Here is a 25,077-nt window from a genome sequence, read left to right on the forward strand (position 1 = left end):
GGCCGGGCGGGGGAGAGGAACGACAGCGGGTAAGAGGAGAGCGTGGGCGGAACCTTCCATAACGGCAGCCGCGGCGTCGTGCGCCTCGCGTGGGCGCGGCGGCTCGGGCTGCCGGACCTTGCGTTCTCGGACGACGGCGCGCGCCTCCTCGGGTTCCTCGACTCTTCTGCCGAGCTCGTCGCCGTCGAGCTCTTCGGACAGCTCGCGCTGAGCGGACCGACAGAACTCGTCGAGGCTGCCGCGAAGCTGCCCGACGACGAACTCCTCTCCGGCGGGGCGCTCCTGCGCCTCGCCGGGCCCGGCGCGCACGGGCTGAGCTCCGCCATCCTCGGCTTCGCCGACGATCTGCCCGTCTTCCAGCCCGAGGAGGACCCCGAGGTGTCGAGGGGCAACCCCGAGGCCATCGAGCTCGCATCGCTCTGCCCGCCCGACGACGTGAGCTCGGCAGGAATCGAGCAGCGGGAGCACCGCTTCACCCTCATGCTCGGCAGCGGCCCCGCCGCCTGCGCGGCCTACGGGGTACACGAGGGACTGCTTGCGGACCTCGGCGTCCTCGTCGCGCCAGGGCTCCGCAACCGCGGCCTCGGCGCCTTCATGGCGCAGCTCGCCGCACATGAGGCGCTCGCGGAGGGCTACCTCATCCAAGTGGAGGCGCAGTCCCAGAACGTCGCCGCCCTGCGGCTCGCCGACGCACTCGGCGTCGTCCCCTCGGGCCGCCTCGCCTCCGTTCGGCTGCGCGGCCACTGATCAACTGACGCTTCCGACATCGAGTACCGTGTATTGACGTCGATGAAGGCGACCGTGGGGGGATCCGGTGCATCTGAGTGGAATACGGGCCTTCGTTGCCGTGGCGCAGTGCGGAAGCACGACTGAGGCAGCTGCCGAGCTGGGGTTCACCCAATCGGCCATCAGCCGGCAGGTCGCGGACTTCGAGCGCTATGTAGGGACGAAGGTCTTCTCGCGCGGCCAAGGCGGATTGAGGCTGAACGCGATGGGGACGGCGGTGCTCCCCACCGCCGTCGAGATCCTGCGGCTCGCTGAGTCGATGCCCGAGACCGCCGCCGTTGAACAGCGATCACATGGCCGGCCGAGACCCCGAAATGTTAGGCATTTATGACAGGTGGGCATATTGGACCCGCCTCGCTTGACGGTTGTTCTGGCAGGCAGCGAGCATCGAAGGCATAGCACCCAGGCGCCGTCGAAATAGCGGCGGGCGATAACCGACAAAGGCGGGGGAAATGTCGACGACGAAGAAGATTCTGTCCGCTTCAGTGGCTGCCTTGATTGCAGCTGCCGGCACCATCAGCGCGGCGGTTCCGGCGCAGGCAAGCACGACCTCATGCGTCTCCAATATGTGTTCGTGGAAGGATGCGAATCTCGGCGGCGACCGCGGGGCGTGGGACGCGGCAAACGTCGGCTACGTGGGCAACTACTGGAACGACAGCATCTCGTCGGCTAACAACCGCAATTGGCGATACCTGTACTTCCATGTCGACGCAAATTACTCCGGCCCATGGCTCCGGCTCGATCCCGGGGAAGTCGTGCTTAATTTCAATGATTATAGCTACTACCGGTACGGCGGCTATTTGAGCTGGAACGATGCCGTAAGCAGCTACCGCAGTTAGCCAATTGGATCCATGGACGTGGCAAATAGACCCGAAGGACGGGGCGCGGGTGTTGTGAGGGGAAGACGTTTCGTCATAGTCGCGGTGTTCCTCCTCTCCCTCGCCTCCTGCAGCCCGACCCCTCGGCAAGCTGGGAAAGGGCCGGTGAACGTCGATCCGATCGCGACGACGGTGAACCTGGATCCGGACGCAGAGCAGATTGATTTTCCGCTCGACAAGTTCATGCTCACGATCCCGGAGATGGAGAAGATCGAGCAGGCCAACAGCGCAAAGATGCAACAGTGCCTTGCGTTCCAAGGGCAGAAAATCGATCTGAGTCCTTACAACCGGCATCGAACGTTCGCCGGGGAGCGGCCGTACGGGGCCTGGAGCCTGAAGAGCGCCCAAGAGCGCGGCTACGACATGCCCGAGGGGTTCACCGATGGGAAGGACTTGGACCTGTCCACGCAGGGAGAGAAGTTCAACGAGGCGTGGGACGTCTGTCTTGCCACGTCATTGGTCTCCAAAGGCGCGCACTCCGACAGGACGGCCGAGCGGCTTTTCCAGCAAGCGGCAATGCTCGCTCCCCAGAGCGAGGAGTTCACGAAGGTCGTCGGCGCGTGGAAAGACTGCCTCAAGGGGAAGGGCATCTCCCTCAAGGATGGTGACTCCTGGAATCCCGACCTGTCGACAACGAACGGCGATCAGGAGAAGATCATCCGCATCGCAGTCGGCGACGTCGAATGCAAGCAGACCGTCTCGCTCGTCCAACGCCTTGCGAATATCGAGGCGTCCTATCAGACAGCGCTCATCAAGCAGAATGAGAGCCAGCTGAGGGCGGAGCGACAGGCCATCGACACAATGCTTGCGAGGGCCGACGAGGCGATTCTCTCGGCGGGAGCGTAGCGGTCTCGACCAATGCCCGTGACGAATAACAGAACCTCTGACACCGCGTCCGGCGGACGAGGACGCCGGACGCTGCATCCTTGGCGAATCGTTGTCTTCACCGTCGTCATGATCCTCATCCTCATGGCTTCCTTCGCCGCCGGTTCGCTGGTCCGCCGCCCAGAGTCCACCGCGCTTGAGAATCGGGACATTGCCGTGCCGGTCACGGCGCGCGCAGAGCTGCGGGAAGTACAGGAGGTCTTGGCCCTCAAGGGAAGCGTGGTCAGCGGGACCACGGTCCCGCTCCCAGCTCTCAGCGCGAGCGCGCCAGACGCAACCGTCGTCACCGACATTGCTGTCGGTCCTGGCGACAGCCTTTCCCCGGGGAGCTATATCGGGTCGATCGCAGGGCGCCCCCAGATCGTCATCGGCGATGACGTTCCCCTCTACAGGGACCTCAAGCTGAACGACACCGGGGCGGATGTGGCACGCCTCCAGAAGTCGCTTCGGCGCATGGGTTACCAAGGCATCCCCACGACCGGCAAGATCGAGGCCGTGACGCTTGAAGCGGTTCGGCTGATCTATGCGAAGGCCGGCCTCGAAACACCCGGCAAGACAAAGGATGACACGACCTTCCGATGGCTTGATTTCGTGCAGATACCTGGCGATTCGGGCCGCGTGATCCGTGCTTCGACTGTGGCGTCGCGCGTCAGCGGCGACGCTCCCCTGGTCCTTGTCCAGACCAGCCCGAACACCATCACGGCTAGGGCACTCATCCTGCAGGCTGACCGGCTGCCGCCGGGAACGCCGGTCAAACTGAAATGGCCCGGTGGAGAGTCGTCGAGCATCGTCGAGGCAGTCAGCAAACTCCTCCCGGCCGACTCTGGTGCGACCAAGCCGGCCGGGAAGGACGTCACGATCAAGCTCTCCGACCAGGCGTCTGGCTTGCCTCCCGGGCAGGACGTCGACATTTCGCTTCCCACCGTGGGCAAAGCCGTCCTGGCCATCCCGCTGATATCAATCCAACACGACGCCGGCGGAGCATTCGTCGAAGTTCTCCCGGGCGCCGACGGGCTATCCTCCGCGTCAACCTCACCACCCGTGCCCCGCAAGGTGAAGATCACCGTCAAGACCCAGGCAGCGGGCTGGGCCGAGATCGAGGCGGACCCGAGCCTTCCGGCCGGAACGGAAATCCGAGTTCCATGACCGAGCCCGCGTCCAGGGGCGAAGCAGATCCGAACATGCGCGGTGCGGCGCGCGGAGTGTCAGCGGATCCGCTGATTCGCGTCAAGAACCTGGCCCGACGCTTCGGCAGCGCAGAGCCGCTCGCGAACGCCACCTTCGACATCTACGAAGGCGAGTTCGTCGCGATTGTCGGACCTTCGGGATCGGGGAAGACCACCCTTCTGAACCTCCTCGGGCTCCTCGATACGCCGACGGAGGGAACATATCTCCTCAGGGGGAAGCCTGTCGGCCACCTTTCGGAGCGAGAACGGAACGCACTTCGCAGCCGAGAAATCGGATTCGTCTTCCAGAGCTCCAACATGGTCCAGACCGAGCCCGCCTACCTTGGCGCGTCACTGGGGCTTCGGATCCAGAACGTCCCCCCAGCGGAGAGATACGCGAGAGTCTCCGAGGTGTTCGACTCTCTCGGCCTCAGCCGCATCCGGAACACTCCTGCCCGGTCCCTCTCAGGGGGCGAGCGCCAACGCGTCGCCCTCGCACGAGCCATCGTCACGAGACCCAGGATTGTCCTCGCCGACGAACCGACCGGGAACCTGGACAACGAGAACACCCGCAAAGTCATCCACGACCTGAAGGAGCTGTCCGACCAGGGAACGACCGTCGTCGTCATCACCCACGATGAACAGGTGGCAGCTGCCGCGGATCGCTGCCTGCCCCTTGTCGACGGCACTATCGCCGAGCCTTCCACGTCCGCGACACCCGGCCGAGCGAGTTCGGCTCAGCAGCCTGCATCCGAGAACCAGCGGAAGTCGGCCCCCCTTCTCGACAACCTCGCCGACGCCGCAAACTCGCTCACGTCTCGACCGGTGAGGAGCATCCTCCTGCTGATGGTCTTCCTCCTAGGAGCCGGCGGCCTCATCGCGGGCACTGGCCTTACCCACACCGCGTCGAACCAGATCGCCGAGAGGCTCACGGAAGCTGCGCTGGATGAGCTTCGTTTCACAGATCCGTCGCTGAAGTCGGGCACGATCCCCACTCCCGAGGAAGTAGAGGGGATACGCCATGCCGTGGGAAGGCTCAACGGCTTCGTCCAGCTGGGCGTGAGCGCATCCATCGCACCCGCTGACGCTCGGATCGGACGCCTCCCCGATACCGATTCCCACGGCGGGCTCTATTCCGGGGCGATCCGACTCGCAGATTCCGGATACCTCTCGCTCATGGAGGTTCGAACCGTCCCGGCGAACGCCTCGCAGCTCATGGATCTCCCGGGCAGCGTTCCCGCCGCGATCATGGGCCGTTCAGCCGCCGAGCGGCTCGGCGTCGCACGAGCCGCCCCGGGCGCGCTTATCTGGGTAGGCGGACTCCCCGTTCCAGTGGTTGGGATCGCGTCCCACGCAGGCCGTGACGCGCTCGTCGACCAGCAGGTCTACCTCAATGCGGCCGCCGCGAGGCACCTCGGCAACCTCCATCCCCAATATGTCGTCAGAACCACGGATGGCTTCCCCGCGGCGCTCGGCGAAGCGATTCCCAAGGCCTTGGCTCCCGGCGCACCCGCAAGCATCTCAGTCGGCTCAGTCGCAGACCTCAGAAACCTCCGCTTGGGGGTCGGCGCCGAACTGGGGCTAATGATCGCCGGCGTCTCCACCGTGCTGCTGGTTCTCGCTGCACTCACTGCCGCGACTGCGATGTACCTGTCCGTGCAGTCCCGAATTCCCGAAATCGCCCTGCGGCGAGCACTTGGCATGAAAAAGCGCACCGTCGCCTCGATCTTCATTCTTGAGGGAACCCTCATCGGCTTGGCCGGCGGGCTGGCCGGCGGCGTCGCAGGGACGCTGGCCGTCATCGCAATCTCCGCGGCAAACGCTTGGGAACCGGTCTTGTCACTGAGCCTGCCCCTGCTCTCCATCGGATCAGGAGGGGCAACAGGTGCGCTAGCCGCCCTTTACCCTGCGCTGATCGCGGCCCGAGCAGACCCTGCCTCAGCGCTCCGCTCATAAGGAGCTCATCGCTCTCGCTGATTCGGGCCTGCTCCGTCAAGTCCGCGTTGAAGGTCAGGTGCGACGGTGAGGAGGTCTCCAGGCGTGCACCCGAGTGCGTCGCACAGGGCCACAAGTGTGCTGAACCGGATCGCCTTGGCTCTCTGGTTCTTCAGGACGCTCAGGTTCTCCAGGGTGACTCCGATCGCGGCGGAAAGCGCGGTGAGGGTCATGCCCCGGGCGTCGAGCAGCTCCTCGAGGTGGCACACCACGCGCTCGGTCTCGGGAGCGGGCATCAGATGACCCCTTCGACATCGCTACGGAGGCGCGCGCCGATCGCGAAGGCCTCCGCAATGGCAGCGACAGCCAACGCGGCGCCGAACCAAGCGAGGGGAAGCTCGAAGGTGAACGCGAGCCGAGCCGGGTCCGAGAGCCTTCCGGCAATGACATAGCCGAGGGCGCTGTTCGCGCCGGCAACAGCCATCGCCCCGGCCGCGATCGCGAGGGAGATCAGCCGAAACCGGCGCACATTGGCCTTGGAGAAGGGCTCGCCGCGGTTCAGGTCGGCAACGAAACGGTACAGCAACATCGCGACAACGAGGGCGGTGAGCGAGCCACCCAGGCCGGGCAGGGCGGCAACGAGCCGCTCGGATGCGGTCGGGTCCACGATCTCGATGTCGGCCCGGCCCGTGCTTCCAGGGACGAGCCCCGGCCCCGGATTGGGGCCAAGGGCAGCTCGCGCATCCAAGGTCACGGTCGTCGACAGCGCCGAGCCCTGCAGCCAACCCAGCACGGGGGCGAGCATGCCAGCCCCGATCGCAGCGAATCCGACTAGCAACAGGAACCCACGAAGAGCCAAAGAGTCGGCACGGTCGAACCAACGGCTCCCCGAGAACGTCGACTGCCTGTTCCTGGACATCATTTCCCCCTGTCACGACCGAGGCCGCCGAAAGCAGCCCTCGCTTGCCGATAAACGGCAAACTCATTCTTATCGGTAAACAATAAGGTGGTCAAGCGGGGAGGGCAGCGCTGCCGTCAGTGCCCGAAGGTGTCAGGGTCGGCGGCCTTCGGGCCCGTTCCGTCGAGGGCGTTGAGGGCCGCGATCTCGTCAGCCGTGAGCGAGAAGCCGAACACGTCGAGGTTCTGCACGAGCCGTTCCCGGGACGCCGACTTAGGGATCGCGACGAGACCCTGCTGCGTGTGCCAGCGCAGCACGGCCTGAGCAGGCGTCACGCCGTGTGCCTCGGCAGCGGCGACGACGGCGGGCTCGGCGAGGAGGTCGCGCCCCTTTCCGATCGGGCTCCAGGACTCTGTGACGATCGCGTGGGCGCCGTGGAACGCGCGAGTCTGGTCCTGAACCCAATAGGGGCTGAGCTGGATCTGGTTGACGTCGGGGCCGACGCCCGTCGCCTCGATGATCGCGCCGAGGTGCTCGGGGGTGAAGTTGGAGACGCCCGCGGAACGGATCTTGCCCTCGTCGCGAAGCTCGAGGAGCCCCTCCCACGCCTCGATGTAGGTACCCTGATCCGGGTTCGGCCAATGGATCAGGAACAGGTCAAGGTACCCTACCCCGAGGCGCCTCACGCTCTTCTCCCACGCCTCGTGCACGCCCGCGACGCTGTGCCATGCGCGGTTGAACTTCGTCGTCACGAAGATCTCGTTGCGGGGCACGCCGGATCGGCGCAGCCCCTCCCCCACGCCCTCTTCGTTGCCATAGTTCTCGGCCGTGTCGATAAGCCGATAGCCGAGCTCGAGCGCCGTGCCGACGACGTCCGCCGCCTGCTCGTTGTCGAGTGGCCACGTGCCGAGACCGAGCTGGGGGATGTGATAGCCAGAGGACAGCGGAACCAGCGGTGCAGCAGTCATGGGCCCAGCCTAAGGGCGCTCTGCGTCGACAGGCGACCCCTCGCGCTCGGTCCCTGCGGTGGGCCCGGACGCGGCCGCCTCGCGACCTGCGGCGCCCTGCGCGCCGGCCAGGGACGTCGGCGGCACCGGGCGCACCTTGACGTAGAAGAAGGCGACGACGACGCCGACAACGAGGACGCCGGCGGGCAGGAGAATCGACTGGGCCATCGCCGTCGTGAACCCGCCCTGGAGGAACGCGGGAAGCTGGCCGGCCGCAAGCGCCCCCGTGTTCTGCGCCGCCCCGCCCGGGCGGGCGGGGAGCTCGGCCGCGAGCCGGGCCTGGATGAGCGCGGCGATCGCGGCGCTCCCGAGCACCGAGCCGATCTGCCGCGTCGTGTTGTAGATGCCCGAGCCCGCGCCGGCGAGGTGCGGAGGAAGGCTGCGCGTCGCGAGGGTCGCGAGCGGGCCCCAGATGCCCGCGTTCGCGAAGCCGAGGACCGTGCCCGGGATGAGGAGCATCCAGATGGGTCGATCGGGCGTGAGCAGCACGTAGTAGAGCACGAGCGAGACGACGAAGAGGAACATCCCGCCGATGTTCATGACCTTCGCGTGGCCGCGGTCCACCAACTTCCCCGCGACAGGGGCGAGGCCGCCCGAGAGGACCGCCATGGGGATCATCATGAGCGCCGACTGCGTGGGCGTCATGCCGCGCACGAGCTGGTAGTAGAAGATCGTCGGGAGGCCGAAGGACGTCACGGCGAAGCCGACCGTCGAGATGCCGAGGTTCGCGAGCGAGAAGTTGCGGTCGCGGAAGAGGCTGAGCGGCACGAGCGGCTCAGCCTTGTTGACGGCCTGCCACACGACGAACGCGGCCATCACGACGAGGCCCGCGATGATGATGCTCCACACCGTGATCGGACCCGAGATCGTGCCCCACGAATACGTCTGCCCCTCTTGGATGCCGAAGACAAGGAGGAACATCCCCACGCCGCTCAGGGCAACGCCGAGCCAGTCGAAGCGGTGCGAATGCGTCGTGAGATGCGGGACGAGCCGGAGTGCGAGGACGAAGCCCACGACGCCGACGGGCACGTTGATGAAGAAGACCCACTCCCAGCCGAACCCGTCGACGAGGAGGCCGCCGAGGATCGGCCCGACGAGCATCGCGACGCCTGCCGTGGAGCCCCAGATGCTCATCGCCGCGCCGCGCCGCTCAGGCGGGAAGATGCGTGTGATCACGGCCATCGTCTGCGGCGTCATGAGGCCCGCGCCGAGGCCCTGGACCACGCGCGCCGCGATGAGCGACGCGACGTTCCCCGAGAGCCCGCACCACAGGGACGCGAGGGTGAAGATCACGAGCCCCGCGAGATACATGTTCTTGGGCCCGAAGCGATCGCCGAGCCGCCCCGTGATGAGCAGCGGCACGACATACGCGAGCAGATAGGCGCTCGTGACCCAGATGACCTCGTTGATGTCCGCACCGACCCCGCGCATGATCGCCGGGTTGGCGACCGAGACGATGGTCGTGTCGATGAGGATCATGAAGAAGCCGATGACCAGAGACCAGAGGGCCGCCCACGGCCGTTCGATGCGTTCCACCGGTCTAGGTTCTCACTTCCTGCGGACAGCGGCTGTCCGCAGGGCGTTCGCCCGCCGCGATCACGGCAGGAGGACGCGCCGTCACCACGAGCTGTTGTTGGTCCTCGCGCTCGAGCCCTGGGAATCGGTGATGGTCGCCCAGCCCGCTGACCACGGGTTGATCGACGCGCGGCCGAGGAAGCAGTGCGAATTGTTGCGGAAATAGCCGTTGGCGTCCGTCGTGTCGGTGTAGGACGCGAAAACGTGCGGATTCGGCGAGCTGTCGTTCCAGCACTGGACAGTGACCGTCGAGTTCGGGTGGAAGTTGTACCCGCGGACATCGAAGTAGTAGCAGGCATTCGACGTGCACTGGGGGTCGTAGGCCCGAGGCCCCTGAGACAGCGTGGCCGACGGCGAAGCGGTGCGCGCCGACGCCGTGTTGCTCGTGCAATTGCTCGGCTCCGACGTGATGCACGCGCGCACGGTGATCGAGTGGGCCTGGTCCGGCCCGTTCCCGACGGTCTGCGCGCCGTCGTTCGCCACCGGCGAGCCGTCGATCGTGACGCTCACTGTAGTGGGCCGCCCGTTGTCGTACCCACCCGTGTTCCAGCGCATGTCGACGCGGATCCCGTTCTGGGACGCCGAGACGACAGGCGTGAGGGGCGCGCCGTACGGGTTGGCCCCCGCCGAATTGCTCGCGAGGCCCGGACCGGCCGCGTTGACGGCTCGCACGGTGAACGAGTAGTTCTGGCCGTTCGAAAGGCCCGAGACCACGTTGTTCGACGCGAGCTGGTTCCACGAGGTGCCGCCGTCCGTCGAATACTGGTAGCCCGAGATCGAGTTGCCGTTCGACGACGGCGCCGTGTACGAGAGCTGGACCTGATGCCCCGAGCCGCTCGTGTTCGTGGGCGAGGCCGAGAGGTTGTTGACCGCGCCGGGGCGCCCGTAGGGGACGACCGCGGGAGACTTCGGGCTTTCCGGCGAGGGGCCGACGGCGTTGACCGAGGTGAGCGTGAACGTGTACGTGCTGCTCGTGTCGAGGCCGGTCACCCGCTGGGTCGTGCTCGAGGTCTGAGGCGTCGACTTCTCGTAGGCGCCGTTCCGGTACACCTTGACGACGTAGCCGGTGACGGGCTCGCCGTTGTCCTTGAGCGGCTCGGACGCCCACGAGACGTCCGCGACGCCGCCGTCGATCGCCGACGTCGTGCGCGCCGCCGCCGGGGCGCTCGGGGCGAGCGGCACGCCCGCGGGCTTGGCCGGCGCGGAGTACGCCGAGAAGTCGGACGGATCCTTCGCCCCGTTCTTCGCCTGGATCCGAGCCCGGTACTCGACGCCGTTCGTCAGCCCGGTCCACTCGAGGCTCGTGACGGCGCCGACGGTCTTCTGCTGGATGCCCTGGGCCGAGGAGAGCTCGATGACGTACGACGAGATCGGCGTGCCTTCGTTCGCGGGAGGCGTCCACGCGAGCGTGATCTTCTGGTCGCCGCGCGTGAGCGTGGGCGGCGCCGGCTGCGACGGCCGCGCGTCCGGCGTGATCGGCGCCGAGGAGGCGCTCGCCGGGGAATCCCCGACGGCGTTCGCGGCCACGATGGAGAACGTGTACTGGGTGCCGTTGGCGAGGCCCGTGATGGTGCACGTCGTCGTCGGGCACGACTGGCTCCCGCCGGCGAACTGGACCTTGTACTGCGTGATCTCGGCGCCGTTGTTGGCGGGCGGTGCCCAGTGCAGGGTGACCTGGCGGCTCGCCATGCCGTCGACGACCGGCGCGCTCGGGGCGTCCGGGCGGTCGCGGACCGTGACCGTGAACTGGCCGACGACCTCGCGGTCTGGATCCCCGGTTGCATCCTGGACGTGGTACAGCCCCGAAAGCTGACCGTGGAAGCCGGCCGCGGGCGTCACAAGGATGCGGTCGCCGTCGACCGTCGCCGTGCCCGCGCCGCCGTTGACGCTCGCGGACGTGACCTTGAGCGGAGTGTCGGGGAACGGGTTCGAGTCGTTCGCGAGCACGGGGATCTCGACCGGCTGGCCGGACTTCGCGTCGGGGACGCTGTCCGGATTGGCGACGGCGAGCGGGCGCGTCGAGCCGACGACGGCGACCGTCACTGTGCCGAGCGACTTGGCCCGCCCGTCGTCGGCTTCGATCGTCATTTGGGCGTTCGTGCCCTTGGGTGCCCCGTCGGCGCTCGCGGTGAGCGTCGCGCCGTCGAGCGTCACCTTGAGGCCCGCGGGGATCTGGGACGTGATCCGATAGGCCATCCGGTCGATGTCGCCCGGGTCCGGGTCGGTCGTCGCGGCCTTGAGGTCGAGCGTCGCGGGCGGTTCCTTCTGCGCGACCTCGAGTGTGCTCGCGGCGATCGTGGGCGGCGTGTTGGGGCGATCCGATGCGGGCTGGACCTCGATCGGGAGCGTGAGGGTGCTCTTGTGGCCGTCCGGATCGTCCGGGCTCGATCCGTCGGTGGCCTCGAACGTGATCGACGCGTGGCCTGCGTAGTCCTTCCGGGCCGTGTACGTGAGCGTCCCGGCATCCTTGACGAGCGCGGAGCCGTCCGCGGCGACAGCGTGGACCGAGTCCTCGGTCGTGATGCGCGGCGCGTGGCCGCCGCGCACGGCGACGTAGTCTGACAGCTTGATCTCGCTCTTCTCGCCGGCCTTGACTGTGATCGGGTCGAGGGACTTGAGCACGGGGCGCTGGTCCTTGAGCCCGGGCACCCACACGAGGGCCGAACCGGTGAGCCCGTCGATGTCCGTGAGGGTGAACGGGATCTCCTGGGGCTCCGGCGTGAGCGAGATCTTGACCGTGCGGCCGTCGACGGCGGCGCCACCGCTGACGGGCAGCGAGACTTTGAGCTCGCTCGCGAGCCCGTCCGGGTCCTCGGCGTCCTTGAGCACGTCGACCGTGATGTTGGCCTTGCCCGCGACGTCCATCGCGTTCACGTGCACGTCGCGGGCGATGGGTGCCTGGAGCGGCGCGTTGGGGTCGACCGAGACCACGATGTTCCCGACGCCGCGGCCGCCGCGGCCGTCCGTGATGGTGTACCGGACGGTGTAGGTCCCCGAGGACGACGGCGGCGTGATGACGACGCGCCCGTTCGCGGCCTTCGCGGTCGTGTCAGGCGGAACTTCGAAGCCGTCCGTCGCGAGGTGGATCGTGTCGCCGTCCGGATCCGTGTCGTTCGCGAGGGCGTCGACCGAGACGGGGCGGCCCGGGCGGACGGAGACGCGGTCGTCGGCCGCGACGGGATTGTGGTTGACCGAGGGCACGGGTGCGACGCCGACGAGGACAGTCGCGACGCCGCGGCCGCCGAACCGATCCTCGACGACGTATGTGAACGTGTCCTTGCCGTGGGCATCGGCCGTCGCGGTGTACTCGATGTACCCATCCTTGATGATCGCCGTGCCGAGCTGGGGAGCCTTCTCGAGGCCCGTGATCGAGGCGGAGTCGCCATCCGGGTCGATGCCGTCGACGGGCACGGCAATCTTCGCCGTCTGCCCCGCGAGCACGCGAGCCGTGATGTTCTTGGGGACGGGATTCGCGTTCTGCGACGGATCGGCTGCCTTGATCGTGATCATGATCTTGGCCGAGTCCTTCTGCCCCGCGGGGTCGATGACCGAATACACGGCCTGGACGGTCCCGGTCTTGCTCCCGGCTGTGAAGCGGACCTTGTCCTGATCCACCCACAGGTGCCCCATGGCGGGATCGGGCGTCTCGACGAGCTTGGGATCGAGCGTGATCTGTGCGTTGTCGGGGTGCGAATCGTTGGCGAGGACGGGGATCGTCACGGTGTCCCCGGCCCGGACGACGGCCTGGTCGTCCTTCGCGACGGGCGGATGGAGCTTGGCCGGCGGCGGGATGGGGATCACCGTGACGGTCGAGCTCGCGGTCTTGTCCCCGTTCGAGATGACGTAGGTGAACGTGAGCGGCTCCTTGAGCCCGCGGACGTCGGTGATCCGCAGCACCTGGTGGTTGACGACGGCGACGCTGATGGGCGCGTCGGCCGGCACCGCGATGGACTGGAGGACGAGGACGCCGCCGCCGGGGTCCGTGTCGTTCGCGAGCGGGTCGACGAGCACGTTCCCGCCCGCGGGAAGCAGGCCGATCGCGCGCACGGCGATGGGCGCGTCCGAACCCGTCGCAGGAGGGTCGACGTCGATTCTCACGAGGCCCTTCGCGGCGCCCGAGCCGTTCGACGCGAGGTAGACGGCGTAGTAGACGCCGGGCGTCGCGGCGCGAGCCGAGAACGTGCCGTCCTCGGAGTTCATGACGATGTCGAGGCCGGCGACGGGCTCGACGCGCAGGAGCCTGAGCCCGGTCCCGGAGGGGTCGATGTCATTCGCGAGCGGCGAGACGACGATGGGCTCGTTCACGCCGGTGCGGACGTGGTCGGCGGTCGTCTGCGGCGCGAGCGTCCCATGCGGCCTCACGTCGACCGTGATCGTGGCAGTGGTGGCGTCGCGGCTGTCGGAGACGAGGACGGTGACGCTCTTCTTGCCGATGCTCTTCCCGCCGTCCTGGAAGATCACGGTGCCGTCCGCCTGGAAGCGCACGGAATCGCCGTCACCCGTCGTGCTCGCCCCGGTGAGGAACATGTCGTCGCCATCGGGGTCGACCCAGTCGCCGAGGATGTTCTGGGAGACCGTCGCGCCCTGCTCGGCCGCGAGGGTCGTGGCGCGCACGGCTTTCGGCGGGGAGTTCTGCGACGAGTCGCGCACTGTGAGGGTGACGCGGGTTCGCGCGACGCCGCCGCGGCCGTCCGAGACCTCGTAGTCGAATGTATCGGCCCCTTGGGCGTCGGCGTTCACGACGACCTGGAGCGCGGCACCGTTGAAGATGGGCTGGACGTGGCCGATCTTGGGGTCCGCGCCCGCGAGCTTCGCGGTGAGGACGTCGCCGTCGGGATCGGTGTCGTTGAGGAGCACGGGCAGGATCACGGTCCGGCCGGCGCGCACGCCGAAGTCGTCGGGGTTCGCGAGGGGCGGATGGTTCTCGCCCTTGCGGTCCGGCAGTTCCCGCTGGAGCGTGATGTCCGCGGAATCCTCGCGGTCGCCGTTCTTCGTCACCTTCTGGGGGACGATCTCCTGCCAGTTGTTGACGAGCTGCATCTTGTCCGTCACGAGCCACACGTTGCCGCCGCGCACGTCGTTGAGCACCACGAGGTCGCGATTGGTGCGGAACACGAGCTGGGTGTCCGGGGCCGCTGACGGGACGGCCTTGGCGAGCGGCGCGGCCCCGGCGCACACGCGCAGGTAGATCGCGCTGCCCGACCACGCCGAGTGCACGCATCCGCCTTGCTGCACGGGGCGTGCGGGCTGCCCGGCCCTGCCTTGGGCCGGGCCCTGCCCGGTTCCGTCCGACGCAGGGGTGACTGTCGCGTTCCCGCCGCCGAGGGGCTGCATGACGAGGCCTGTCGCCGTCGCGACGGCAGCCGAGTCCGCCGAAGGCCCGGACTGCTGGAGCGCCGCGCCCTTGAAGTCGTCGCGCTCGATCTTGGCCCCGCCCGGGAGGAAGAGCGTGCCGGAATCCGGATCGAGGACGACGGCGCTGTCCCCCACCGCGGCGATCTGCGCCTTCGCGGACTGGCTGAGTCCGTCAATCGGCGAGAACTTCGCGGTCCCGCCTTCCGCGACCCGGACGATCTCGCCGCGCTGCGGAGCGACCGCGAGGATCTCGTTGCCGGTCGTCACGGTCGCGGCAACGCCTTTCACGTCCTCGACCGCGGGCGCGGTCGTGTCCGGGTTGAACGTCGCGAGAGACGCGAGGGGAACGGCCCACACGAGGCCCTTGTCCGGATCGGCGAGCGCCGCCGTCGTCGTCCCGAAGGACGCGGAGTCGGAGCCCGCGAATTTGAGGTCTTGGGTCAGGCGCACATTGGCCGGGTCGACCGGGCTCAGCGTCGACGCCCCCGCATCGCTCACGGCAACGGACTTGCCCTGCTGGACGACGTCGAACTTGGGCGAACGGGACGCGACGCCGCCGTCCAGGGTCTTCGACTGGAAGTTGAGGTGGCCCACGAGCCCCATCGACGAGTTCGTGACCCAAATTCCGCCGTCGTTGAGGTCCGCCGAGACGGAGCGGAATCCCGGGTAGAGCACGGCCGCAACCACGATGACGGTCGCGACAAGGGCCATGGCCGTGCCCGTGATGAGCGTTCGGGCATGACGGCGCAGCTCCCCAGCTCGCAAAAGTACCCTCTCCGTCCGTCCTCGCGGCAGAAAGGCACGACCCCCGAGGTCCCGCCCCCTGCGGTTCCGCTGGCCGGCCACCTCCCCGAGAGGTACCCGGCCACGCCACCGAGGCTACCCGACGGGTCCGACAAGGAACCACCTCGTGGGGAGTTCTCCCCATCCCGCGCGTGAGGCCGAGAGGGTCGGCGAGTCGCACGCCGCTGCCGCGCGTGGGGGATCCTCGCGCCTTACGGGCTGGTCAGGGACGGCCGCGCAGGAGCCCCGTGGGCCGCTGGACGACCTGCCCCGCGTCCGGTGCGACGATGGCCTCCTGCGCGGCGGCGTAGGTCTCGCCCTCGGCCTCTCCGTGGACGACAAGCGGCGCATGGGGGTCCGTGCTGCGCTTGACGACGGCGAGGGCGATGGGGCCCATCTCGTGGTGGAGCGCCGCCGAGGTGACGCGCCCGACGGCCTTCGCTCCGCCGTCGCCCGCCACGGTCACGGTGCTTCCCGCGGCCGGCAGCGTATGGGCGGTGCCATCGAGCTGGAGCATCACGAGCCGCCGCGGCGGGTGCCCGAGGTTGTGCACGCGGGCGATCGTCTCCTGGCCCTTGTAGCAGCCCTTGGAGAGGTGCACTGCGGTGCGCAGGAGGTCGAGTTCATGCGGGATCGTCTTCTCGTCCGTCTCGAAGCCGACGCGCGGGCGCCAGGCCGCGATGCGGAGGGCCTCGGCGGCCATGGAGCCCGCGAGCCCCACGCCCGAGGCGTCGAGGGCGGCAGCGGCCGCCTCGAGCTCGTCTGTGCGGATGAGGTGCTCGAACCACGGCCGCTCGAGGCCTGGGTGACGCTCCTCGGCCACGGCCGCGTAGCTGTAGCCACCGGGCGCGACGTGGGGCCACGGGTCGCGCCACACGGGGCCGGTCCCGGAAAGTCCCGCGAGCTCGTCAAGCCGCCGCGTCGCCGCGAGGACGCCCCAAGCGTCGCTCACGTCCGCGACCTCGACCCGGAGCATGAAGCGCATCGAATCGAGCCACGCCGCGAGCCCCGCGGCCTCGCCCGCCTCGACGAGCAGCCACGCCGTCGTGCCGTCGTCGACAATCCGCGCGTCATACTCGATGCGGCCCTGGATGCTCAGGAGGAGGAGTTCCGCCGACTCCCCCGGGGCGAGCTTTGCGACCTGCTGCGAGGAGAGCGTCGTGAGCCACGTGAGGCGGTCCGGCCCCGTCACCGTGACGACGCCGCGGAAGGACAGGTCGACGGCGGCACGGCCGCCCGCGAGCGCGCGCTGCTCTCGGACGGGGTCGCCATAGTGGGCGGCGACCCCGGCGTCGGCCCCCGAGGCCGCGACGGCGCCGGGACGGGCAAGGAGTGGCGAAGTGAAGCTCATGTTCTTATCAACGTCCAGGGAGTCGGATTCAGTCCATCGAGGCGGAAACGGTTCCGCAGCTCGGCTGGCCCGGGGTCATTCCGTGGGCTGCTGGGGCGGCACGGGCGTGGCGACGCGCCGCAGGATCGCAGACGCGTGCGGCGCAAGCGGTGCCCCTCCCGACGCGACATCCCACCGCCAGAAGAGCTCGCCGTTGACGAGCCCGAAGATCCGGGTCGCGGCCGAGTAGTCGCGGCTGTTCGCGCCGCGGAGCACGGCGTCCGTGCTGAGGTGGATCTGCGGCCCCTTGATCTGGCCGTAGTACAGCTCGGCGATGCCGCCGGGGTGCAGCACCGAGACCGTGATGTCGAAGCCGCCGTCGTCGTTGCGCAGGGCTTCCACCTCATCGGCGGTCTTGTACGCCGGGACAATGTCCGCGGGCGTGAGCCCCGGGCCGCCGTCGGCCTCCTGGATCGGGCGGTCAAGCTGCCAGAAGCCGGTCTCGATCGAGAGCGGCCGCAGCCGCACCCCCGCCTCGTCGCACAGCCAGCTCTCGGCCGTGTATTCGAGATAGGGGAAGCCATGGTGGGCGAACGTGACGTGCTGGCCGAAGTGATCGTCCTCGCCCTCGCCCGCGCCGAGACGCCCGCGGCCCTCCCACTCTCCGATGAGCCACGACAGCGGGACGAGCTCGGGAGTGAGTCCGGTGGGGATCTCGATGGGCACCGCGTTCTCCGCTAGGGTCAGCGCTGGCCGCGGAAGAGGCCGAGGATCGTGTAGACGGCGAACCACGCCATCGACACGCCGGCGATCACGAGGAGGACGATGAAGAGGATTTCCCACGCAAGAACAGACATAGCGCCATCGTAGCGCCTCGGCAGGGGCCTCCTCGCCGCGTGTCACGGGCCGGCGGGGCCCTAATAGAGGAGGAGTTTGTCGATGAAATAGGCCAGCGAGCCGACGGCGAGGACGGGCGCGAGCGCGAGGGCCATGAGGCCCGCCGGGGGCATGGGCCGCGAGCGGGTGCGGTTGAGGCGGCGCACCGCCGCGAGGACCGCGCCGATGAGGGCGCCCGCGACCGTGGCGGGAATCACCGAGATGTCCGTCATGACGAGCGCCGCGAGCGGTGCGGCAAGGCCCGCGAAGACGACGGCGAGGGGCGCGATGATCGTGTCCGGCCAGTTGATTGCGCCCACGAGCAGCGCGACGGCCGTGCTGATGCCCGCGACGATGAGCATCGAGCCGGTGCCGGTGAGGCGGGCGGTCGCGATCCATCCGGCGCCGAGACAGCACAGGAGGACGCCGGTGCTCGCGCCAAGGGCCGATTCGAGCCGATGGCTCTGGCCGGTGCCACGGATGAGCTGGACGACTGTTACGGCCATAAGGCCGAAGGCGATCGCGGCGGGCGTCCAGAAGAGATACTCGGGCCCCGCCACGGCTGCGGCGGAGATCCCGGCTGCGGCTCCCGCGAGCGCGAGGATGGTCCCATTGGTCTTCTTCGCCGGAATTCCAAGGAAGTAGGGCCACCCAATACCGGCCGCGGCGGCAAGGACGACGGCGACTGCGGCCTGCGCGGAAGGACCCGCGAGGCTCGACACGACGAGCGCCGCAGTGCCGGCCACTCCGATGCCCGCAGCCGCCGCGCCCCCGATCCATGTCTTCACGCTGCCATCCTTCCATAGGCGCCCCCGTATAATCGTCGGCATAGGTACGACCTGCCCGACGCTGTGCAGACTGCTCTTGGGGAGGATCCATGTCGCACATCCTGCTGCTGACCAACAGCCGAGGTTCTTCGGTTGAAGTCCTTCCTGCCCTCGAACTTCTGAATCATCAGGTTCATATCCTCCCGGCGGAGCCGACCGCGCTCCTCGATGCCGACCCCGCCGACGTCGTCTTCCTCGACGCCCGCCGCGACCTCGTCGGTGCACGGTCGCTGACCCAGCTGCTCAAGGCAACGGGGCTCAGCTCGCCGCTCCTCCTCATCCTCACGGAGGGCGGCATGGCCGCGGTGTCTGCCGCGTGGGCCGTGGATGACATCGTGCTCGAATCTGCCGGTCCGGCCGAGATCGAGGCGCGCATCCGCCTCGCGATGTCCCGGAACGCGCACGTCGAGGAGCCCGAGACGGAGATTCGGGCCGCGGGCGTCGTGATCGACGAGGCAAGCTACACCGCCCGCGTGAATGGGCAGGCGCTCAACCTCACGTTCAAGGAGTTCGAGCTCCTCAAGTACCTCGCGCAGCATCCCGGCCGCGTGTTCACGCGCCAGCAGCTCCTCACCGAGGTGTGGGGCTACGACTACTACGGCGGCACGCGCACGGTCGACGTCCACGTGCGGCGCCTCCGTGCGAAGCTCGGCCCCGACCACGAGGGCCTCATCGGCACGGTCCGCAACGTCGGGTACCGCCTCACGCTCACGCGGCTCAGCGAGGACGAGCTGAGCGACGCCTAAGGCTCCGAAGACCGCAGAAGACCCCGCGCCGTTCCCGGCGCGGGGTCTTCTGTCTCTGTGGAGGACATACGGGTCGAACGTATCGCGGCCACCCCACTGGTGGATCCCCCTCGCGCGGCTGGCGCAAGCCTCCGCCGCGGGGCTCCACACTACACGGCAGGGCGGGGCTGGAGCAATCCGACTGCTCCGCGGTCACAACACCCGACCCGGGGCAAACCGCCCACGCATTCGCTAGCCTTGCTCCATGACGAGCGCTTACCCGCAGGACTGGCCCGCCACCGTCGTCGAAGGCCGCATACCGCGGGCACTCTGGACGGAGGTCGAGGCCCTCCTCGCGGCCGCGGAGGAATCCGACGGCAACCCGTCCCTTTCGGAGCAGACCACAGTGCTCATGCGGTCTCCCGAGACGAGATCCGAGGAGATCCTGACCATCGCCGTCCACGCGCTCGACGACACGTCCGGCTCGTCGGCGCCCGAGGACCTCGCGGGAATCGCCGCGATCGCGTTCAGGGAGGACGGCGAGGGGGTCCTCGAACTCGCGGTCCACCCCGCATACCGGAACCAGGGCGTGGGCGTGCGGCTCGTCGAGGCCATCCGCGATCTGCGCGGCCCCGCCGGGCGCTCGCGCCTCACGGCGTGGTCGCACGGCAACCACGAGGCGGCCGCGGAACTCGCGGCACTGTACGGGTTCGTGCCGCTGCGCGAGCTTTGGAAGATGGTGCTCGTCCGCCACGAGGACGGCCCAGCCCCTGCCCTGCCGGCGGGGGTCACGATCCGGACGTTCGAACCCGGGCGCGACGAGGAGGCTTGGCTCGCCGCCAACCGCGCGGCTTTCGCCCATCACCCAGAGCAGGGCGCCCTGCGGCGCAGCGACCTCGAGGCCCGCATGGGCGAGCCGTGGTTCGACCCCGAGGGATTCTTCCTCGCGGTCGACGAAGACGATCGGATCCTGGGCTTCCACTGGACCAAGGTGCACCCCGCGCATGGCGAGCACCGAGCCGTCGGCGAGGTCTACGTCGTCGGCGTCGACCCGGCCGCTCAGGGACGAGGCCTCGGCCTCGCGCTCACCCGCACGGGAATCGACTACCTGCGCGGCAAGGGACTCAAGACCGTCATGCTGTACACGGACGCGGACAACCCGGCCGCCGTCGCGCTCTACCGGAAGCTCGGCTTCACGCTGTGGGACAAGGACATCATGTACGGCCCAAGCGATCCTGACGAGGTGTAGCCGAGGCGGAGGCCAACGTCACACTGGGGGCGCTGCGAACGCATGACGGCCCCCGCACATCCTGCCCCGAGCCCTTGTAGGCTGGACCCGGACCACACCAGAGCTCCAGCGGAGGAACAGTGACCGAATCCCAGCACGAGAGCCCTGCAGCAACGGCGCCGCAGACCACCGACCTTGCCGTTGCCGTGTCGACCCGACCGGCGCCGCGCCCGACGGCGACGCCCGTCTTCGGCTCCTCGGAGGTCCCCGCTTCGCGGGCCACCGAAGACCGGATCGACATCCCGCAGTTCCTCCCGAGCCCCTCCCCCGAAGGGGAGATCGGACCCGACCGGTTCCTCGACCGCGAGCTGAGCTGGCTCGCCTTCAACGCCCGCGTGCTCGAGCTCGCCGAGGACCCTGATCTGTTCCTGCTCGAACGGGTCAACTTCCTCTCGATCTTCGCGTCCAACCTCGACGAGTTCTTCATGGTCCGCGTCGCGGGCCTCAAGCGGCGCATCGCGACGGGCCTCGCCGTCCCCTCGGCCTCGGGCCTGAGCCCCCACGAGGTGCTCGACCAGATCTCCGTCGCCGCGCACGAGCTGCAGGAGCGGCACTGCCGCGCGTTCGCCGACCACATCCGCCCGGCCCTCGAGGACGCGGGCATCAGGCTCGTCTCGTGGCACGACCTCGGCGAGGCCGAGCATGAGCGCCTGAGCGCGCTCTTCGCGGAGCAGGTCTTCCCGATCCTGACGCCGCTCGCGGTCGATCCCGCGCACCCGTTCCCGTACATCTCGGGCCTCTCCCTCAACCTCGCCGTCGTGGTCCGGAACCCCGTGAGCGACAAGGACCTCTTCGCGCGACTCAAGGTGCCGGACCAGCTCCCCCGCCTCATCTCGGTCGACGGCCCGCGCGCGGGCAACGTCGCGGGGCGGCTCGCGCGCTTCATCCCGCTCGAAGACCTCATCGCGGTGCATCTCGACCAGCTCTTCCCGGGGATGGAAGTCGTCGAGCACCACACGTTCCGCGTGACCCGCAACGAGGATCTCGAAGTCGAGGAGGACGACGCCGAGAACCTCCTCCAGGCGCTCGAGAAGGAACTCCTGCGGCGTCGGTTCGGCCCGCCCGTGCGCCTCGAGGTGACGACGGACATCAACCCGAACATCCGCGCGCTTCTCGTCCGCGAGCTCGGGGTCGAGGAGGCCGAGGTGTATTCGCTGCCCGCCCCCCTCGACCTGCGCGGCCTCTCCGTCATCGGCGGGATAGACCGGAACGAGCTGCACTACCCCAAGCAGCTCGCGCACACGTCGCGCTTCCTCAACGAGTCCGAGACAGCGAAGGCAGCGAACGTGTTCGCGGCGATGCGCCGGCGCGACATCCTGCTGCACCACCCGTACGACTCGTTCTCGACGTCGGTCCAGGCCTTCCTCGAGCAGGCCGCCGCGGACCCCAAGGTGCAGGCCATCAAGCAGACCCTGTACCGCACGTCAGGAGACTCCCCGATCGTCGACGCCCTCATCGACGCGGCGGAGGCCGGCAAGCAGGTCCTCGCCCTCGTCGAGATCAAGGCCCGCTTCGACGAGCAGGCCAACATCTCGTGGGCGCGCAAGCTCGAGCAGGCCGGGGTGCATGTGGTCTACGGCATCGTGGGCCTCAAGACCCACTGCAAGCTCTCGCTCGTCGTGCGGCAGGAGAACGACGGCCTGCGCCGCTACTGCCACATCGGGACGGGCAACTACCACCCGCGGACCGCCCGCTACTACGAGGACCTCGGGCTCCTCACGTGTGACGAGCAGGTTGGCGAGGACCTCTCGAAGCTCTTCAACCAGCTCTCGGGCTACGCCCCCAAGTCGACGTTCAAGCGGCTCCTCGTCGCGCCCCGTTCCGTACGTTCGGGACTCATCGACCGGATCGAGACCGAGATCAGGAATGCACGTGCGGGCCTGCGCTCGCGCGTCATCATCAAGGTCAACTCGATGGTCGACGAGGCCATCATCGATTCCCTCTACCGCGCGTCGCAGGCCGGGGTGAAGGTGGACATCGTCGTGCGCGGGATCTGCTCCCTGCGACCGGGTGTGCCCGGCCTGAGCGAGAACATCACCGTCCGCTCGGTGCTCGGCCGCTTCCTGGAGCACTCGCGCGTCTTCGCGTTCGCGAACGGGGGCAACCCGGTCGTCTACATCGGCTCGGCGGACATGATGCACCGCAATCTCGACCGCCGCGTCGAGGCCCTCGTGCAGCTGCGGAACCGCGAAGACATCAACGACCTCATCTCGCTCCTGGACCGCTACCTCGACGACGGCACGGCGAGCTGGCACCTCGATGACACGGGCACCTGGACCCGCCATCACCTCGACGAGGACGGACGCCCCCTCCAGGACGTCCAGTCTTGGCTGCTCGCGTCGCGCGCCCGGCAGCGTACCGCCGCCCTCCGGTGACGATGACCGATCAGCCTGGAACCGCCGAGCCGGTGGACCATACGGGCGAACCCGTGGCCGTGTTCGCCGCGGGCGCTCTCCCGTGGCGCGTCCGTTCGGGCGAACTCGAAGTCCTGCTCATCCATCGGCCGCGCTACGACGACTGGTCCTGGCCCAAGGGCAAGCTCGATCCCGGCGAAACGATGCCCGAGTGCGCGGCGCGCGAGGTGCGCGAGGAGATCGGCCTCGACGAGCCGCTCGGCATCCCGCTCCCGTCGACGAGCTATCACGTGCCGGTCGGGCTCAAGGTCGTCCACTACTGGGCACTCAAGGTGTCCGCGTCCGCCGTCGTCCGTCCTGACGGCACGGAGGTCGATTCGATCCACTGGTGCGGCGTCGACGAGGCCGCGACGCTCCTGAGCAACCAGACGGACGTGCTCCCCCTGCGCTGGCTCGCGGAGGCGCACCGGCGCGGCGAGCTCGACACGCGGCCGCTCGTGCTCCTGCGGCACGCGAAGGCCAAGCCCCGGGGCTCGTGGACGAAGGCCGAGGGCGACCGCACGCTCGCGGCGTCCGGAGTCCGGCAGGCAGCGGCCGTCGGGCGGCTCCTCGCGGTGTGGAGCCCCGAACGCGTGGTCACGAGCCCGTGGCGGCGCTGCGTCGACACCGTGCGCCCCTACATTGCGGCCGCGAATGGCCGCATCAAGGTCAAGCTCGACGAGCGGCTCACGGAGGCCTCGCACAAGCGCAAGCCGGACCGTGCCGCCGCAGCCGTGGACAGGCTCTTCGACAAGCGCAGGAGCGCGGTCCTCTGCTCGCATCGGCCTGTGCTGCCCACGCTCCTCGCATCCTTCGTGCTCCGCTGCGAACCGGGGCTCGAGGCCGAGCTCCCCACCGAGGACCCGTTCCTCGCGGCCGGGGAGATGATCGTGTTCCACGTCCCAGTCGAGGGGCCGGCACGGGTCGTTGCGGTCGAGCAGATCAAGCCGTACGACGACTAGGCTAGGACCATGCCCACCACCACGCGCGTTGCCTCCCCCTACGAGGACCTCCTCCGCGACGTCCTCGAGCACGGGGCACACAAGTCGGACCGCACCGGCACGGGCACGCGGAGCGTGTTCGGGCGCCAGATCCGCTTCGACCTCTCCGAGGGCTTCCCGCTCGTGACGACGAAGCGCGTGCACTTCAAGTCCGTGGCCGTCGAGCTCCTGTGGTTCCTCCGCGGCGATTCGAACGTGCGCTGGATGCAGGATCAGGGCGTCACCATCTGGGACGAATGGGCGGACGACGACGGCGAGCTCGGCCCCGTCTACGGCGTCCAGTGGCGGTCGTGGCCCACTCCGGACGGCCAGCATATCGACCAGATCGCGGCGGTCATGGACTCGTTGCGGAACAACCCGGACTCGCGGCGCCACATTGTCTCGGCCTGGAACGTCGCCGAGCTGTCGAAGATGGCGCTGCCTCCCTGCCACGCGTTCTTCCAGTTCTACGTCGAACCCGGCCCGGACGGCGAGCCCGGGAAGCTCTCGTGCCAGCTCTATCAGCGCAGCGCAGACATGTTCCTCGGCGTCCCGTTCAACATCGCCTCGTACTCCCTTCTCACCCACATGATGGCCCAGCAGCTCGGCCTCGCTGTCGGCGAATTCGTCTGGACCGGCGGAGACTGCCACATCTACGACAACCACGTCGCCCAGGTCCAGGAGCAGCTCTCCCGCGAGCCGTACGAGGCTCCGGCGATGCACATCCTGAGGAAGCCCGAGACGATCTTCGACTACCGATTCGAGGACTTCGAGATCGTCGGCTACGACCACCACCCGACCATCAAGGCCCCCATCGCGGTGTGAGCTGCGTGAACAGTCGTGTGAGCCCCCAGGCCGCGAACCAGACTGAGGGCGTCGGGCTCATCTGGGCGCAGACCCACAGTGGCGTGATCGGCCGCGACGGGACCATGCCCTGGCACGTGCCCGAGGACATGGCCCACTTCGCGTCCGTCACGAAGGGGCATCCCGTGGTCATGGGCCGGAAGACGTGGGACTCGATTCCGGTCCGCTTCAGGCCGTTCTCCGACCGCACCAACATCGTCGTGACCCGCCGGCAGGGCTGGGCGGCGGGCGGCGCCGTCGTCGTCCATTCGCTCGAGGAGGCCCTCGCGGCGGCGGCGTCCGCGCCCGGGGGAACGCGCACGTGGCTCATCGGCGGCGGCGAGCTGTTCGGCCAAGCCCTCGACCTCGACGCCGTGAATATCGCGGTCGTCACGTATCTCGACCTCGAGCTCGACGGGGACGCGTTTGCCCCGAAGCTCGGCCCGGAATGGGTTCTCGCCTCGTCGGAGCCGGTCGAGGGCGCGTGGCTCGCGTCGCGCACTGGCGTCCGCTACCGCATCGCGGTCTACCGACGCTGACCGGGACG

20 protein-coding genes are annotated in these 25,077 nt (G+C 68.6%); 12 read left to right on the top strand and 8 right to left on the bottom strand.

The annotated features are described in order from the left end of the window. The first annotated feature begins 42 nt into the window (after positions 1–42). The 6 genes from SPF06_RS02155 (at position 43) to SPF06_RS02175 (ending at position 5,671) form a co-directional block, all read left to right on the top strand. Positions 43–747 (top strand): GNAT family N-acetyltransferase, encoded by a 705-nt coding sequence (locus SPF06_RS02155; protein ID WP_323277271.1) that lies wholly within the window; start codon positions 43–45, stop codon positions 745–747. 67 nt (positions 748–814) lie between these two features. Then, positions 815–1,117: a LysR family transcriptional regulator gene (locus tag SPF06_RS22050; protein ID WP_428985679.1), complete on the top strand. Its 303-nt coding sequence runs from the start codon at positions 815–817 to the stop codon at positions 1,115–1,117. A 121-nt stretch (positions 1,118–1,238) separates the two neighbouring features. Then, positions 1,239–1,625 (top strand): peptidase inhibitor family I36 protein, encoded by a 387-nt coding sequence (locus SPF06_RS02160; protein WP_323277272.1) that lies wholly within the window; start codon positions 1,239–1,241, stop codon positions 1,623–1,625. A 12-nt stretch (positions 1,626–1,637) separates the two neighbouring features. Continuing rightward, entirely contained in the window at positions 1,638–2,510 is an 873-nt protein-coding gene (locus tag SPF06_RS02165; protein ID WP_323277273.1) for a hypothetical protein, read from the top strand. An 18-nt stretch (positions 2,511–2,528) separates the two neighbouring features. Continuing rightward, a complete protein-coding gene (locus SPF06_RS02170; protein WP_323277274.1) occupies positions 2,529–3,695 on the top strand; it encodes an efflux RND transporter periplasmic adaptor subunit in 1,167 nt (388 codons plus the stop codon). Beyond that, positions 3,692–5,671 (top strand): ABC transporter ATP-binding protein/permease, encoded by a 1,980-nt coding sequence (locus SPF06_RS02175; protein WP_323277275.1) that lies wholly within the window; start codon positions 3,692–3,694, stop codon positions 5,669–5,671. The genes SPF06_RS02170 and SPF06_RS02175 overlap by 4 nt, the downstream gene beginning before the upstream one ends. A 5-nt stretch (positions 5,672–5,676) precedes the next feature. Here SPF06_RS02175 and SPF06_RS02180 read toward each other — a convergent pair whose 3' ends face one another. From SPF06_RS02180 to SPF06_RS02215, 8 genes are all read right to left on the bottom strand, one after another. Next, positions 5,677–5,946 carry a helix-turn-helix domain-containing protein gene (locus tag SPF06_RS02180; protein ID WP_323277276.1) on the bottom strand — a complete coding sequence of 90 codons (270 nt, stop codon included), beginning with the start codon at positions 5,944–5,946 and terminating at the stop codon, positions 5,677–5,679. After that, the gene (locus SPF06_RS02185; protein ID WP_323277277.1) at positions 5,946–6,455 is read right to left on the bottom strand and encodes a DUF2975 domain-containing protein; all 510 of its coding nucleotides are present in this window, start codon (positions 6,453–6,455) and stop codon (positions 5,946–5,948) included. Before SPF06_RS02185 ends, SPF06_RS02180 begins: the two co-directional genes overlap by 1 nt. Before the next feature lie 230 nt (positions 6,456–6,685). Further along, on the bottom strand, positions 6,686–7,516 hold the full coding sequence (locus SPF06_RS02190) for an aldo/keto reductase (RefSeq protein ID WP_323277278.1): 831 nt from the start codon (positions 7,514–7,516) through the stop codon (positions 6,686–6,688). A 9-nt stretch (positions 7,517–7,525) separates the two neighbouring features. Continuing rightward, the gene (locus tag SPF06_RS02195; RefSeq protein ID WP_323277279.1) at positions 7,526–9,091 is read right to left on the bottom strand and encodes a DHA2 family efflux MFS transporter permease subunit; all 1,566 of its coding nucleotides are present in this window, start codon (positions 9,089–9,091) and stop codon (positions 7,526–7,528) included. 81 nt (positions 9,092–9,172) lie between these two features. Beyond that, a complete protein-coding gene (locus SPF06_RS02200; protein WP_323277280.1) occupies positions 9,173–15,250 on the bottom strand; it encodes an Ig-like domain-containing protein in 6,078 nt (2,025 codons plus the stop codon). 241 nt (positions 15,251–15,491) lie between these two features. Next, positions 15,492–16,619 (bottom strand): CAF17-like 4Fe-4S cluster assembly/insertion protein YgfZ, encoded by a 1,128-nt coding sequence (gene ygfZ / locus SPF06_RS02205; protein ID WP_323277281.1) that lies wholly within the window; start codon positions 16,617–16,619, stop codon positions 15,492–15,494. Positions 16,620–16,694: 75 nt separating this feature from the next. Next, positions 16,695–17,324: a nitrobindin family protein gene (locus tag SPF06_RS02210; RefSeq protein WP_323277282.1), complete on the bottom strand. Its 630-nt coding sequence runs from the start codon at positions 17,322–17,324 to the stop codon at positions 16,695–16,697. Between the two features lie 191 nt (positions 17,325–17,515). Continuing rightward, the gene (locus tag SPF06_RS02215) at positions 17,516–18,262 is read right to left on the bottom strand and encodes a permease (RefSeq protein WP_323277283.1); all 747 of its coding nucleotides are present in this window, start codon (positions 18,260–18,262) and stop codon (positions 17,516–17,518) included. A gap of 89 nt (positions 18,263–18,351) precedes the next feature. Here SPF06_RS02215 and SPF06_RS02220 point away from each other — a divergent pair, with 89 nt between their 5' ends. The 6 genes from SPF06_RS02220 (at position 18,352) to SPF06_RS02245 (ending at position 25,069) form a co-directional block, all read left to right on the top strand. Further along, positions 18,352–19,047: a winged helix-turn-helix transcriptional regulator gene (locus tag SPF06_RS02220; protein WP_323277284.1), complete on the top strand. Its 696-nt coding sequence runs from the start codon at positions 18,352–18,354 to the stop codon at positions 19,045–19,047. Positions 19,048–19,291: 244 nt separating this feature from the next. Further along, positions 19,292–20,275, top strand: coding sequence for a mycothiol synthase (gene mshD / locus SPF06_RS02225; protein WP_323277285.1), 984 nt, complete (start codon positions 19,292–19,294; stop codon positions 20,273–20,275). A 185-nt stretch (positions 20,276–20,460) separates the two neighbouring features. After that, positions 20,461–22,689 (top strand): RNA degradosome polyphosphate kinase, encoded by a 2,229-nt coding sequence (locus SPF06_RS02230; protein ID WP_323277774.1) that lies wholly within the window; start codon positions 20,461–20,463, stop codon positions 22,687–22,689. Positions 22,690–22,691: 2 nt separating this feature from the next. Beyond that, positions 22,692–23,669 (top strand): NUDIX hydrolase, encoded by a 978-nt coding sequence (locus SPF06_RS02235; RefSeq protein ID WP_323277286.1) that lies wholly within the window; start codon positions 22,692–22,694, stop codon positions 23,667–23,669. 9 nt (positions 23,670–23,678) lie between these two features. Continuing rightward, the gene (locus tag SPF06_RS02240; protein WP_323277287.1) at positions 23,679–24,512 is read left to right on the top strand and encodes a thymidylate synthase; all 834 of its coding nucleotides are present in this window, start codon (positions 23,679–23,681) and stop codon (positions 24,510–24,512) included. Between the two features lie 17 nt (positions 24,513–24,529). Continuing rightward, complete coding sequence (locus SPF06_RS02245; protein WP_323277288.1) at positions 24,530–25,069, top strand: dihydrofolate reductase; 540 nt, start codon at positions 24,530–24,532, stop codon at positions 25,067–25,069. The last annotated feature ends 8 nt before the right edge of the window (positions 25,070–25,077 follow it).

The sequence above is a fragment of the Sinomonas terricola genome, assembly GCF_034931225.1.
In the GTDB taxonomy this organism is placed as follows: Bacteria; Actinomycetota; Actinomycetes; order Actinomycetales; family Micrococcaceae; genus Sinomonas; species Sinomonas terricola.